We start from the raw sequence: 14,208 nt of genomic DNA on the forward strand, positions 1-14,208 counted from the left end.
TTAGTTGGCTCACAATTGACAATTGGTTGAGATGGTATATAATAAGAATGTCAATTATAAGGAGGATATAGACACTATGACAGTTAAAGTAGCAATTAACGGTTTCGGCCGTATTGGTCGTTTAGCAACACGTTTATTAACAGGTTCAAAAGACATGGAAATCGTGGCAATCAACGACTTAACAGATGCAGCAACATTAGCTCATTTATTAAAATATGATTCAGCACAAGGACGTTTCGAACATGATATCGAAGTTAAAGACGGAGCTTTCGTAATCGACGGACACGAAATCAAAGTTTTAAGCGAACGCGATCCTAAAAACTTACCTTGGAAAGAATTAGGTGTTGACGTAGTTATCGAATGTACAGGTTTCTTCACAACTGAAGAAAAAGCTGGCATGCACTTAGAAGCAGGAGCTCGTAAAGTTATTATTTCAGCTCCAGCAACAGGCGACATCAAAACAGTTGTTTATAACACAAACCATGAAATTCTTGACGGTAGCGAAACAGTTATCTCAGGTGCTTCATGTACAACAAACTGCTTAGCTCCAATGGCTGCAGTATTAAATGACAAGTATGGTATTATTTCAGGAACAATGACAACAATCCATGCTTACACAAATGACCAAAATACATTAGATGGTCCTCATGCTAAAGGTGACTTACGTCGTGGACGTGCAGCTGCACAAAGCATTATCCCTAACTCAACAGGAGCAGCTAAAGCAATTGGTTTAGTAATCCCTGAGTTACAAGGTAAATTAGATGGTGGAGCACACCGTGTTCCTGTAATCACTGGTTCAATCACTGAATTAGTAGCAGTAGTTGAAAAAGCAACATCAGTTGAAGAAGTAAACGCAGCTATGAAAGCAGCAGCTAACGAATCATTCGGTTACACTGAAGAACAACTTGTTTCTACAGACATCATTGGTATGAGCTACGGTTCATTATTTGACGCAACACAAACAAAAGTTTCATCAATCGGTGGTGTTAACTTAGTTAAAGTTGCTTCATGGTATGACAACGAAGCATCATATACAAACCAATTAGTACGTACAGCACATTACGTTGCTTCAAAATTCTAATTGATTCAATTATGATCAAGAAAGCTATCCATTTGGGTAGCTTTTTTTTATGTTTGAAGTGTACATAAATAAAGGCTATTTATGATATACTTATTGCAAAGGTTTGGAGGCTATTATGAAGTTATATAATTCAAAATCAAATTCCCTTGAAGAGTTTAAACCCATCGAGGAAGGTAAGGTATCCATGTATGTATGTGGTCCAACCGTTTATAACTACGCACATATTGGAAACGCACGTCCCATCGTTGTCTTTGACTTGTTGCGACGCGTTTTGGAGACATTAGGGTACGATGTTAAACTTGTATCAAACTATACTGATGTTGACGATAAAATCATTAAAAAAGCATCAGAGGAAGGTGTTGATGAATCGGTTATTTCAAATCGATACATCGAAGCGTACGAAAAAGTTCGAAAAGGACTTCATGCTGATCATGTACAAGCAACTCCAAAAGTAACGAATACAATGCCAGAGATTATTTCATTTATCCAAGACTTAATCGACCATGATTATGCGTATGCGTCCAAGGGGGATGTATATTTTCGTGTGTCTAAGGCAGAAGAATATGGAGCCATTTCTTCACAAAATATTGATGAATTAATGGTTGGTGCTCGCATCGAAGAAAATAGTAATAAAGAAAACCCACTAGATTTTGTATTGTGGAAAGATACAAATGATAACGGAATTAAATGGGATGCGCCATGGGGAAAAGGAAGACCTGGATGGCATACTGAATGTGTTGTTATGATTAACAACGAATTCAAACAAGAGATTATTGATATTCATGGTGGTGGACAAGATTTAAAGTTCCCTCATCACGAAAATGAATCGGCGCAGTGTAGAGCACTTCATAATCATGATCTTGCGAATTACTGGGTTCATAATGCGATGCTTAATATCGATGGGGAGAAAATGAGTAAGTCCATTGGTAATGTTATGTGGGCTCAAGAGTTTATTGATAAACTGGGTGAAAATGCTACACGATGGTTACTCATGTCGACACATTACCGTCTCACTTTGAATATCACCGAAGAACTTGTGGAACAAACTCACAAAGAATTAGACCGCATTTTCCAAGGTTTAAACAAAGCTTATATTGAGCTTGAAAAGTTAGAATTTCAAATTGACACAAATTATGACGAATTAAGATTTAATCAATTTATGGATGCAATGTCTGATGACTTAAATGTAGCCAATGCGAATGTTGTGCTATTTGATACTGTTAAACAATTAAATGCAGCAGTTCGTCAAAGAGAAATCAATGCGAGTGATGTCTCAAAATATATTGTTACGGTTGAGAAGATGTTGGATGTGTTGGGCATTTCTTATACAAGAATTGTCCTTGACGAAGCAGCACGACTCTTATTTAAACAATGGAATGAAGCAAAAGCACGCAAGGACTTTGATGATGCGGATCGCTATCGCGGTGAACTGATAGAACGAGGATTATTATAATATGATGCATTCTGGAAATGTATTGGCTTTTGTTGGAGATGCAGTTTTGTCCCTTCAAGTAAGACAATATTTAGTGGAGCAGGGAATTACGAAAACAAAGCAATTACAAGAAACTTCAGTTAAATTCGTGAGTGCGATGGCACAAGCAGATTATATGAAAACATTATTAGACCGTAATGCGCTGACTGAAGAAGAAATGGGTATCTACAAACGTGGTCGAAATGCTAAGAGTGCATCGATGGCTAAAAATGCAGATGTTATGTCATATCGAATTGCGACAGGATTTGAAGCATTGTGGGGTTATCTCCATATGGAAGGCCATCAAGAACGTTTGGATGAACTTTGGAAAGAATATATAGAAACGGTGGAAATATAATGTCGAATTACATTTTTGGGAAAAATACGGTCACTGCATATTTAAAAAGTGGGCAGAAACCAAAGAATTTATATTTGTTCAATAAAGGAAATTACCAAGAAATTGTTGCGCTTGCGAAAGAACAAGGAATTCGTGTACAGTTTGTGGATAAATTTCGACTGGACAAAATGGCTGATGGTGTGCACCAAGGTGTCGTAATTGAAATTCAAGACTACAAATACCACTCACTTCAAGAAATTATTAAAGGCGCAAAGAACAACCTGATTGTCTTGTGTGACCAGCTTGAAGATCCTCATAATTTAGGCGCGATTTTAAGAACGTGTGATGCATGTGGAGTCGATGGCGTTGTCGTTGGAAAACATCGAAGTGTGGGATTAACATCAACGGTTGCGAAAGTTTCTACAGGTGCGATTAATACTGTAAAAGTAGCTGAAGCTACAAATATGGTTAAAGCAATTGCTGAACTTAAAGAAGCTGGTTATTGGGTAGTGGCTGCAGAGAATGCGGTTGATGCAGTAGATTATACTGAATTTAATGTTGATATGCCACTTGTATTAGTTGTGGGTTCCGAGGGTAAAGGAATATCACGATTGGTAAAAAAAGAGTGTGATATATTGACCACAATCCCAATGCAAGGAAGCGTTAATTCATTAAACGTATCCGTCGCAACGGGTGTATTGCTCTTTGATATTGTACGTCGCCGAAAATAATGCAGTGATGGGGGGATTTGCATGATAAGCGATTTTGAGTATCTTTATATGATTCACCAGAATAGTGAAGATGCATTGGATATAGTAATGGGGAAGTTCAAGCGCTTGCTTTGGAAAAGAGCATATGAACTTTATACTCAACAAAAGCCTATCGGAATTAGTATCGAAGATTTATTTCAAGAAGGATTTCTTGGGTTTTATGATGCCATATATACCTTTAAAGAAATAAAAGACGTAGGATTTGCATATTATGTAAACCTCTGTGTAATTTCGACGATGCGTACAGCATTACGTAAATGCCGATCACAATCGTATAAACTTTTAGATAGTAAGTGGTCCCTGGATTTATTTGTTACAGAAGATAAGTCGGTATATCTTGCGGATATGATTGAGTCGCAAGATATCACAAGTGATCCAGTTGTGGTTGCACATTATCAAGATGCACGAAAAATAGAACGTAAAGTACTTGAAACCATTTCTGAAAAAGAACGCGTAATTTATACAATGCGTGAAGAAGGTTTTGGATATCGTGAAATTGCAGAACGGTTTAATATCTCACCGAAAAATGTGGATAATATCATTCAAAAAGTGAGGCGTCGTCTCGTTGCAATGCGTGATGTTTCCCACATGTGAGTTCATTGACACCCCACTGTGATTGTGATAAAGTTAGGTAGCACGAAAGTGGGGTTTTTTAATGACAAATAAAAGAGAAAAAGTAATCTTGGTATGTACTGACTGCCTTTCACGTAACTACTCTACTTTTCGAAATCATTCAAGTGTTACTGAACGACTTGAGATAAAAAAATTTTGTAAACGATGTGGAAGACACACATTACATAGAGAGACAAAATAGGAGGTAAATGCTATGGCTTGGTTTAGTTTTGCTGGAATTAAAGAAGAAATCCATAAAATCAAATGGCCTACTCGTAAGGAAATGACACGAAACACAACAATTGTTTTATGTTTTGTTCTGTTTTTTGTAGCTTACTTTTTACTAACAGAAGTTGTGTTAGTAGCAGCATTGAAATTGATTGGAATTGGTGGATAAAATGGAAGAAAAAAAATGGTATGTTGTTAACACCTATTCAGGACATGAAAACCGTGTTAAAGAAAACTTAGAACGACGCGTAGAATCAATGGGTATCGAAGATGCTTTATTTAGAATTCTTGTAGCTGAAGAAAAAGAAATTGAATATAAGAATGGTAAAAAAGTTGAAAAACTTCGTAACTTATTCCCAGGATATTTATTCGTAGAAATGATTATGACGGATGAAGCGTGGTATATTGTTCGTAATACGCCAGGGGTTACAGGATTTATCGGTTCATCAGGTGGTGGTGCAAAACCATTCCCAGTTTCAGATGAAGAGATTGAATCAATCCTAAGACGCATGGGTATGAGTGATCAAAAACTTATCGTTAATTTCAAAGAAGGCGATACAGTACGCATTCTTTCAGGTCCATTCGCTGGTATTGAAGGAACTGTTGATAGTATGAATAATGATTCTCAAACAGCAATGATTCTTACGATTTTATTTGGTCGTGAGACTCCGACTGAGATTTCATATACAGATATTGAAGCATTATAATAATTCTAAAGCGGGCTTAGCTCGCTTTTTTTTGTCCGCAATTATATGAATTAATGTGAATTGGAAAATCTTAAGAATTATGATGTATAATATAGATGCTATTTATGTTTGGAAGGTGTTTATATGAGTCTATACGGAATTGGGTCTGCGACCGGAAAGATTATTTTAATGGGTGAACATTCAGTGGTTTATGGTAAGCCAGCGATTGCGTTACCTTTTGCTTCCGCACGCATTGAGACTAGAGTGGATTTCCATCAAAAGGAAACCACAATTGACTGTCTCTATTACCAAGGTGCTTTATCAAGTTCACCTTCTGTGATTGCGGGCATCAAAGAATTGATTACAATAACTTTAAAATTTATGAATAAAGAAAACTATGGTCTTCATATTTCAATTACATCAACATTACCACCACAAAGAGGATTGGGCTCGAGTGCCGCTGTCTCTGTATCTGTTGTTCGTGGTCTTTTTGATGCATTTAAGATTCACTTATCCGACGAAAACTTAAATTATTTGGTATCTGTTGCCGAACGGATCCATCACAGCAATCCGAGCGGTTTGGATGCGAACACCATCGCGATGGGAAAACCTGTGTTTTTTGAACGCGGTAAACGGGGTGAGGTTATCGAAGTTGATATGGATGCAATTCTTGTGGTTGCTGATACCGGTGATTCCGGACAAACACGTCTTGCGGTATCGGAAGTGAATGCAATGCTAAAGGATAATCCTGATTATGTTGAATCGCTTATGAATAAATTGGCTGATTTAACGAATGAAACACGTGTTCATCTTCAAACAAGAAATGTTGGTGAGGTTGGAAATTGTATGAACCTTGCTCATGAAGTTTTAAGAACAATCCGCGTAAGTAATGAAAAATTAGACCACTTGACAGCCGTTGCCTTACAAGAAGGTGCATTAGGCGCTAAATTAACGGGTTCTGGAAAAGGTGGTTGTATTATTGCTTTGTGCGCAAATGAATCGGATTCAGTTCATGTATCTCAAAAATTAAAAGAAGCGGGTGCGGTAGATACTTGGTCTTATAATCTAAATGGAAAACAGATTCATGAATAAAACAGTTCGTGCTCATACTAATATCGCTTTAATTAAATATTGGGGTAAGAAAGATAATGAATTAAAAATACCGCACAATTCAAGTCTTTCGTTGACTTTAGATCAATTTTATACAGAAACAAGTGTAGATTATGATTCAGCGCTTACTGAGGATGTATTTATCCTGGATGGCGTTTTAGTAGAAGGTAAGGAAAAAGATCGTGTTGTTTGGTATATGAACGCTTTACGTGAGTGTTATGATATACCTTCTTTTGCGCGAATTCATTCGACGAATGCTGTTCCGAAGGCTGCTGGTCTTGCTTCTTCTGCGTCCGCATTTGCTGCGCTTGCGAAAGCGGCGACTTTGCATCTTAATTTGTCGGATGAAGAAGTTTCGCGTTGTGCAAGATTGGGTTCTGGCAGTGCCTCCCGTTCAATTTATGGTGGTTTTGTTAGGTGGAATCGAGGGACTGGGGATCTTGATAGTTTTGCTCAACCCATAGCGATGAATCCTTGGCCTGAGTTTCGAATGATTGTCTGTATCCTTAACGATCAGGAGAAACCATTTTTAAGCAGTCAAGCGATGAACACAACGGTTGAGTCATCTGTCTATTACCCGGCTTGGGTTGAACAGACTGAAAAAGATATTGTTTTACTTGAACAGGCTCTAAAAGACCATGATATTTGGACTGTGGGAGCAATTGCTCAAGGGAATGCGCTTCGGATGCATGCATCTTTGATGGCTGTAAATATGTGGTATTTTGAACCTCAAACAGTCGAAATTATGAATAAAGTTCGTACCTTACAAAAATCAATACCTGCTTTCTTCACAATGGATGCGGGTCCGAATGTAAAGATAATGACGACCTCAGACCATGTTGATGCAATTCTTAATGAGTTAGAAGGTATAAACACAGTGGTATGTGCACCGGGAGTGGGGGTTTCAGTTCATGATTCACTCTAAATTTCCTGGGAAACTGTTTCTTATGGGTGAGTATGCAATTATGGAACCTGGACAAAAAGCGGTTATTGCGGCTATTGACCGGTTTCTAAATGTATATATCGAACCTTCAGAGCAGTTTGAGGTGAACAGTCGCTATGGTGATCTTCAAGGCACTGAAATTTTTATGCAGAATGATAATTTAGTTCATGTGAAAGCTGCAATTGAAATGTCGAGACGTTATTTAAAATTTAAGAAAAAGCCGATGATTTCTTTTAAAATGCATATTGAAAGTGAACTGGATTCGGATAATCAACGAAAGTATGGATTTGGTTCCAGTGGTGTCGTGATTGTGGCAGTAATTGATGCAATCTTAAAACTTCACGATGTTAACTTAGATTCTTTAGAACTTTTTAAACTCTCGGTGATGGCTCAAGTTATTGTGGGTGAAATGAGTTCTGGTGGTGATTTAGCCTCTACTTGTTTTGGAGGTCTGGTTGCTTATGAACGCTATGATGAATCTTGGTTGATCGTTGAGGATATGTGTAATATGAATCTTGTACATACATCGTGGCCAGGATTGGTGATTGAACCGCTCATATCAAATTCAGTCAAACTTTGTGTAGGATGGACTGGTACGGTAAATCAAACAGCTCCGTTTGTTGATTCAGTACGTGAATTAAGCAGTACAAATCCAAACTATTATGAATCGTTTCTAAATGATGCCAATCGCTTAGTAGATTTATTTATAATTGCTTGGAATCAAGATAATTTTGGGATGCTTTCCCAAGCGATTAATAACTATAGATTGTTGATGCTTGAATTAGGGAATCGTGCTGATATTAATATCGAAACAAATGAATTAACAGCACTTATCGAATCAGCACAAAATCTCGACTTTCCTGCGAAGATATCCGGTTCTGGTGGTGGTGATTGTGGATTCGCATTGATATCTGAAAACTTTAATGAAAAAGCGAACACTTTGGTACACGAATGGGAAAAACATGGTATTCTATATCTAGATGTAGGAGTGTATGAAACGTAAATGAGATCAAAAAGAAAAGACGAACATGTAACACTTGCTCTAAGGCAAAATGTGTATCAATCTGATTTTGATACCATACGGATTATTCACCAAAGTTTACCAAATATAAATTTGAGTGACGTGGATGCGTCCATTCAGTTTTTAGGTCAAACGATGAAGTATCCAATCTATATTAATGCAATGACAGGTGGCAGTGAAAAAACTGAAATTTTAAATCGAAAACTAGCGAGAATTGCTCGTGTTTTTGGATTGCCGATGGCAGTTGGATCGCAGCATGCAGCACTTGATGATCCAAGCTTGGCGTCGTCATACCGAGTTGTCCGCGATGAAAACCCTTCGGGTTTTATTATTGGTAATGTGGGTGCGAATGCTACGGTTGAGGATGTAAAACGCGCAATCAAAATGATTGATGCGAATGCATTAGGGATTCACATTAATGTTGCACAAGAGATAGCTATGGATGAAGGGGATCGCGATTTTTCACATTGGATTGAGAACATTACTCAAATCGTGGCATCGGTTGATGTTCCTGTTATTGTTAAAGAAGTAGGATTTGGTATGAGTGATAAGACTGTTGCGCAGCTTTATGCCTGTGGTGTACGACATGTTGATGTAAGTGGTCGAGGTGGTACCAATTTTGTTTGGATTGAAAATGAACGATCACAAGGTAAACGCTATAATTATTTATCAGATTGGGGTATTACAACCGTAGAGTCGCTTATAATGACGAAGTCGTACCAAGAAAAGTGTAATATTTTCGCATCCGGTGGTATTCAAAACCCACTTGATGCCATGAAGTGTTTAATTCTAGGCGCACAAGCCGTAGGAATTTCAGGATATTTCCTGAAGGCAGCTCATTTAGAATCAGATGCAATGTTTGAAGAAGTCTCCATGTTTCTGGAAGACTTCAAAAAGTTGATGGTTTTAGTAGGTGCCAAAACGATAAAAGAATTACCAAATGTTGAATATACAATTCATGGGAAGGAGGTGCAGTAAGGATGAGTCAAGAACATCAAGAAGTGCACGTTGAGGAAAATGCAAACGACAAGAAAGAAAAACAACGATTGGTTAAAAATCCTAAAGAGAATAAGAGTGTTATTATTGGCGTTGTCGCAGTCTTGTTACTTGCAGTTTTTTCAACCTCATTCTTTTTCTTAAACAGCCGTTGCACTGTTGATGGGAAAACGGTGTGTTACGATAAAGATAACGAGTATTTCAGTATTGAAGAAAATGCATCACTCACCGTACAAGTTGAAAATAAAGAGCTTGGGGAATACTTAGTTTCCACATGGGATGAAACGCATCCGCAACATAAAGATGCGATTAGTTATGTTGTCCAAGAACCATTAAGTATTGATCAAATGGCTAAAGGACTCCCTTACGATGTAATGGTAACCTCGCAGAAAAATGCTGTTTACTTTTTAGATCAATTGGTTAATTTAGGCAATGGTCTTGATACGGTCGTTGGAAGTAGAATTCCAGTCCAACTTCAAGATTCAATAAATCTCAAAGGATACTATTTTGTTCAAAATAGTATCGAGGGGGGCCTCTTTGTTTATAATAAAACACTTTTAGAAGAAGCGGGATTTGATTTAAAAGATTCAGATGATTCTGGATTACCAGATGTTTTTGAAACATGGGATCAAATTTATAAAGCTTCCGATAAAATTCTTAAAAAGACCGATATGGTATTTCCATTATCCTTTAAAGACCAAGAATCCTTTTATCCTTTCTTAACCAGTGGTCGATGGACGTTGAATTTCACGAAAAAAGGATCGGACCCAGGCTTTGAAACCCAAGAATTTAGAGATGGGCTCGTCTTTATTGAAGCGATGAGTACCCACAAAATGGATAAAACATTACCAAAAGATGTGAAGGCAGAAGACCTTCCATGGCAATTGGATGCAGCGTTTTACGAACGACGCTCAGCCTTTAGCCTTATTACTGATTTTGAAATGGCCGATAAATACGAGATGAGTACTAAGGACGAATATGTGTATGCACCTTATCCAGAGTATATGAAGCACCGGATGTCTCCGATGGGTGAGGTTGATGGTTATATCGCACGTAAAGAAACTAAATACCCATCTGCTGCCGCAGAAGTAATTCGAATCTTGCGTAGCGGAGAAGGGGTATCAACTTACAAGAGTTCTGTGGGTAAAACGCCGATTTATCATCGTATTCACCTTGATGAGCTTACAATTACCGATAAGAAACTCATTGAAAAAATGAGAGCGTATAATTTCCATGATACGCCACCAGTGATGGCATTGGATAATAATCCAACCAAATTAGCACGTAGTCTTTATAAAGAAGTTGATTTCATGCCGATATTAAGAGATCTTTATGATCATAAACTAACGGTTGATGAAGCTCAGTCCGAAATTGTTTCACTTGCAAACAAATGGATTGAGGAGAATGATTTAACTGAAGATGAGAAAAAAGCATTAGAAGCCAAAAAAGCTGAAGATGAGAAAAAGGCACTTGAAGCAAAAAAAGAAGAATCAAAGAATGATGCTTCTTCCGAAAACGAAGAAAAGAAAGACAATTAATTGATAATCACAAATTTGTGATGGAGGTTAGCATGGCTAAAAACAATCGAAAAGAATTTATATTATTCAGAGACAAAGTAATCATTTTAATCTTTTTACTTTGTTCACTCGTTACTTTGTATGCAATCTACAAGTTTAATGCAATTCCTACAAAGTATCTAATGATTATAGTGGGGGTTATCCTACTTCTATTCCTTATTGGAGCGCTCATAACCATGCTCACCAAACCCGGTAAGTTAAAAAATTTCGGTAAGGTGTATAGCTTAATTTTAAGTTTACTCTTATTACTTGGAACACGTTATTTAGTTACCGGAAACAGTTTCTTAGGGAAATTAACCGGTGCAAATAAAGATACACACGTTATTTCTGTAGTGGTCATGAAAGATTCAAAATATAAAAGTATTGAAGACGTGAAGGAATTACCAATCGGTGCCAACACACGTCTTGATTCTAAAAACATTACTAAAGGGAAAAAGTTAATTGATGAAAAGTATAAATCAGATATTAACATCGTAGATTACGAAGATTATACAGAACTCGCAAATGATTTATATGATGGCACTCAAGAAGTAATCTTGTTGAGTGAAGCGCATCGTGGCTTTATTCAAGATGAGGTCAAAGATTTTGATGAGAAGACACGTATTATTGGTACGGTGGCTTATGAAGAAGAAGTTGATTTCAAAAACAAAAATGCTGATGTTATGAAGGATACCTTCAGTATGTTTGTGACAGGAATTGATACCTATGGACCAGTATCATCAGTATCACGATCCGATGTAAATATGATTATGACGGTCGATCCAAAAAACAAACAAATTTTACTGACAAGTATTCCTCGTGATTATCACGTTGAACTGGCATCATTTGGAGCTTATGACAAATTAACCCATGCTGGAATTTATGGTGTTGGGGAATCAATGGCAACACTTGAAAATCTCTTTGATATCGATATTGACTATTTTGTTAAGGTTAACTTTAGTTCAGTAGAAACAATTATCGATGCATTGGGTGGCGTTGATGTCTATTCACGATACGCATTCCAATCGTTTGCGGGTGTCTATTTTGATGAAGGCATTAACCATGTTGATGGTCGTAATGGTCTCATCTTTGCACGTGAACGTTACAATCTTCCAAACGGAGATAATGACCGTGTAAAAAACCAACAAGCACTCATTACAGGTATTCTTAAGAAAGCAATGTCACCTGCAATTATTACGAACTATACTTCTATTCTAAATTCAGTTTCCGACTCATTCCAAATGAGTATGGAAGAGAGTGACTTTAAGAAATTAATAAAACAACAAATTAATGATATGTCAGATTGGGATATTCAATCTTATGCAGTAACAGGAACTGGAAGTTCAAGTACAACGACGTATTCAATGCCGGGTCCAGCACTTTATGTAATGGAACCAAATTATGATACAGTCCGTCAAGCTCACGACTATATTGAGGCAATGGAACGTCATGAAGTAATTTCAGTAAGTGAATAAAAGCCAGATATCTGGCTTTTATTTTTTAGAAATGTACAGGAGGACGTTATGAACTGGGAACAATTATTTAATGAAGAAATGAAAAAAGAGTATTTTAAAATGCTTGAACGTAAAATCGAAGACGAACGAAAAGCATTCACAATATATCCACCCAAAGATCTGGTTTATACCGCCTTTGATTACACAAAGTTTGAAGACGTGAGGGTTGTGATTTTAGGACAAGATCCATACCACCAACCCGGTCAAGCAATGGGGATGAGTTTTTCAGTCTTCAAAGATCAAAAATTACCAAAGAGTTTGGTAAACATCTACAAAGAATTGGAATCCGATCTTGGTATAAAAAATGAACATGGTGATTTATCCGCTTGGGCAAAACAGGGCGTTTTACTTCTTAATACATTACTAACAGTCAGAGAAGGTGAACCCATGTCCCATGGGCAACTTGGATGGGAGCAATTCACAGATCGTGTTATTTCGGAACTCGGGTGCCGTAAAGAACCGATAATTTTTGTCTTGTGGGGAAAAAAGGCACAAGCCAAAAAATCACTCGTTAAAGATCATCATCAATTTATTGAATCAAGTCACCCATCACCACTTGGAGCTTATCGTGGATTTATTGGGTCACGCCCATTTTCGAAAATTAATGCCTTACTTTACGAACGAAATCAAAAAGAAATTAATTGGAGTGTTACATGTTTAGACAAATAGAACCAGCGCTTGATGCGCTTATGAAACGTAAAAATCAAACGTATGGCATTGACTTATTTCGTCAATGCTTAGCAGATATGGGGAATCCTCAAGATTCACTTACTTGTATCCATATTGGTGGAACCAATGGAAAAGGTTCAACAACAAACTATACACGTGCTATCCTACAAGAAGCTGGGTATTCTGTAGGGACCTTCACGTCACCGCATCTTACGGTACATAATGATCGTATTCGCATCAACAATGAAAATATTAGTGATTCTGATTTATTAATGTACATTAATGTTACGGAGCCATTTTGGGATCAGTACCAATTAAGTATGTTTGAAATCGATGTTCTTATTTCCATTTTATATTTTATTGATAATGACATAGATTATGCGATTTATGAAGTTGGACTTGGGGGTCGCCTTGACGCTACCAATGTAATCCAACCTGTTATTACTGGAATTACGAATATTGGTCTTGACCACATGAATATTTTGGGTGATACCATTGAGAAGATTGCTACAGAAAAAGCAGGCATCATTAAAATGAATGTTCCGTTTTTCACAACAGAACGTAAAGATTCATGTTTGGAGGTGTTTAGCTACTTTACCGATTTAAAACAAACAAATATGCACCAAGTTATGATACCTGAACCGAAACGTGAGGGGTTGGCGTATTACTTTGATGTATTAGAAGAACCTTATGTCATCCAAAATCAAGGTCTTTACCAAGTTGGCAATGCAAGTCTGGCTATTCATCTTGTAAAAGCATTACCACATATTACCGTCGATACAAAAACGATTCAAAATGCAATTGCAAGTGCGTCATGGGCGGGACGTTTTGAGCCCGTCTTGGATGGTGTTTATGTGGATGGTGCTCACAATGAGATGGGCATTGAAATGCTCGTGAGAAGTATGGAAATGCTTCCTAGACCATGGGTTGCGGTCTTTACCGCACTTAAAGATAAAGACTATACGCTTATGATTAATAAACTCGAATCCGTATTCGACGAAGTGATCATTACTCAATTCGATTTTTATCGATCGGAGCGTGCTGAAAAATTAGCATTCGGACATAATGTCACCATTATCGAAGATCAATATAAAGCGATTGATACAGGAATGAAGCATCGAAATAACGGTACTTGTGTCATTACCGGATCCTTATACTTTATTTCAGAAGCACGGGATTATCTCATAAAAAAAAGCAAGTCAATTTAAGACTTG

General features: G+C 37.3%; 16 protein-coding genes. All 16 read left to right on the plus strand.

Translation table 11 applies throughout. The annotated features are described in order from the left end of the window. The first annotated feature begins 76 nt into the window (after positions 1-76). The 16 genes from gap to EL194_RS01325 all read left to right on the plus strand — a co-directional run bounded on the left by gap (position 77) and on the right by EL194_RS01325 (position 14,202). Positions 77-1,081, plus strand: a complete 1,005-nt coding sequence (gene gap / locus EL194_RS01250) for a type I glyceraldehyde-3-phosphate dehydrogenase (protein WP_013853403.1) — start codon at positions 77-79, stop codon at positions 1,079-1,081. Positions 1,082-1,196: 115 nt separating this feature from the next. After that, the gene (gene cysS / locus EL194_RS01255) at positions 1,197-2,534 is read left to right on the plus strand and encodes a cysteine--tRNA ligase (RefSeq protein ID WP_003774463.1); all 1,338 of its coding nucleotides are present in this window, start codon (positions 1,197-1,199) and stop codon (positions 2,532-2,534) included. 1 nt (position 2,535) lies between these two features. After that, on the plus strand, positions 2,536-2,910 hold the full coding sequence (locus EL194_RS01260; RefSeq protein WP_003774465.1) for a Mini-ribonuclease 3: 375 nt from the start codon (positions 2,536-2,538) through the stop codon (positions 2,908-2,910). Continuing rightward, positions 2,910-3,620, plus strand: a complete 711-nt coding sequence (gene rlmB, locus EL194_RS01265) for a 23S rRNA (guanosine(2251)-2'-O)-methyltransferase RlmB (protein ID WP_003774469.1) — start codon at positions 2,910-2,912, stop codon at positions 3,618-3,620. Before EL194_RS01260 ends, rlmB begins: the two co-directional genes overlap by 1 nt. Before the next feature lie 21 nt (positions 3,621-3,641). Next, a complete protein-coding gene (locus tag EL194_RS01270; protein ID WP_003774470.1) occupies positions 3,642-4,253 on the plus strand; it encodes a sigma-70 family RNA polymerase sigma factor in 612 nt (203 codons plus the stop codon). A 61-nt stretch (positions 4,254-4,314) separates the two neighbouring features. Continuing rightward, positions 4,315-4,473 carry a 50S ribosomal protein L33 gene (rpmG, locus tag EL194_RS01275; protein ID WP_016357467.1) on the plus strand — a complete coding sequence of 53 codons (159 nt, stop codon included), beginning with the start codon at positions 4,315-4,317 and terminating at the stop codon, positions 4,471-4,473. Positions 4,474-4,485: 12 nt separating this feature from the next. Further along, positions 4,486-4,668 carry a preprotein translocase subunit SecE gene (gene secE / locus EL194_RS01280; RefSeq protein ID WP_003774473.1) on the plus strand — a complete coding sequence of 61 codons (183 nt, stop codon included), beginning with the start codon at positions 4,486-4,488 and terminating at the stop codon, positions 4,666-4,668. A 1-nt stretch (position 4,669) separates the two neighbouring features. Further along, positions 4,670-5,206: a transcription termination/antitermination protein NusG gene (nusG, locus tag EL194_RS01285; protein ID WP_013853402.1), complete on the plus strand. Its 537-nt coding sequence runs from the start codon at positions 4,670-4,672 to the stop codon at positions 5,204-5,206. 123 nt (positions 5,207-5,329) lie between these two features. Then, complete coding sequence (gene mvk / locus EL194_RS01290; protein WP_003774477.1) at positions 5,330-6,277, plus strand: mevalonate kinase; 948 nt, start codon at positions 5,330-5,332, stop codon at positions 6,275-6,277. Further along, complete coding sequence (gene mvaD, locus EL194_RS01295; protein ID WP_034886668.1) at positions 6,270-7,220, plus strand: diphosphomevalonate decarboxylase; 951 nt, start codon at positions 6,270-6,272, stop codon at positions 7,218-7,220. The genes mvk and mvaD overlap by 8 nt, the downstream gene beginning before the upstream one ends. After that, complete coding sequence (locus tag EL194_RS01300; protein WP_003774480.1) at positions 7,207-8,241, plus strand: phosphomevalonate kinase; 1,035 nt, start codon at positions 7,207-7,209, stop codon at positions 8,239-8,241. Before mvaD ends, EL194_RS01300 begins: the two co-directional genes overlap by 14 nt. Further along, positions 8,242-9,237, plus strand: a complete 996-nt coding sequence (fni, locus tag EL194_RS01305) for a type 2 isopentenyl-diphosphate Delta-isomerase (protein WP_003774483.1) — start codon at positions 8,242-8,244, stop codon at positions 9,235-9,237. A gap of 2 nt (positions 9,238-9,239) precedes the next feature. Continuing rightward, complete coding sequence (locus tag EL194_RS01310) at positions 9,240-10,793, plus strand: ABC transporter substrate-binding protein (RefSeq protein ID WP_003774485.1); 1,554 nt, start codon at positions 9,240-9,242, stop codon at positions 10,791-10,793. A gap of 32 nt (positions 10,794-10,825) precedes the next feature. Then, the gene (locus EL194_RS01315; RefSeq protein WP_013853397.1) at positions 10,826-12,286 is read left to right on the plus strand and encodes an LCP family protein; all 1,461 of its coding nucleotides are present in this window, start codon (positions 10,826-10,828) and stop codon (positions 12,284-12,286) included. Between the two features lie 48 nt (positions 12,287-12,334). Then, on the plus strand, positions 12,335-12,994 hold the full coding sequence (locus EL194_RS01320; protein ID WP_003774489.1) for a uracil-DNA glycosylase: 660 nt from the start codon (positions 12,335-12,337) through the stop codon (positions 12,992-12,994). Beyond that, complete coding sequence (locus EL194_RS01325) at positions 12,979-14,202, plus strand: bifunctional folylpolyglutamate synthase/dihydrofolate synthase (RefSeq protein ID WP_003774491.1); 1,224 nt, start codon at positions 12,979-12,981, stop codon at positions 14,200-14,202. Before EL194_RS01320 ends, EL194_RS01325 begins: the two co-directional genes overlap by 16 nt. Positions 14,203-14,208: the final 6 nt, after the last annotated feature.

Origin of the sequence: Erysipelothrix rhusiopathiae, assembly GCF_900637845.1 — a bacterium.
Taxonomy (GTDB): Bacteria; Bacillota_I; Bacilli_A; order Erysipelotrichales; family Erysipelotrichaceae; genus Erysipelothrix; species Erysipelothrix rhusiopathiae.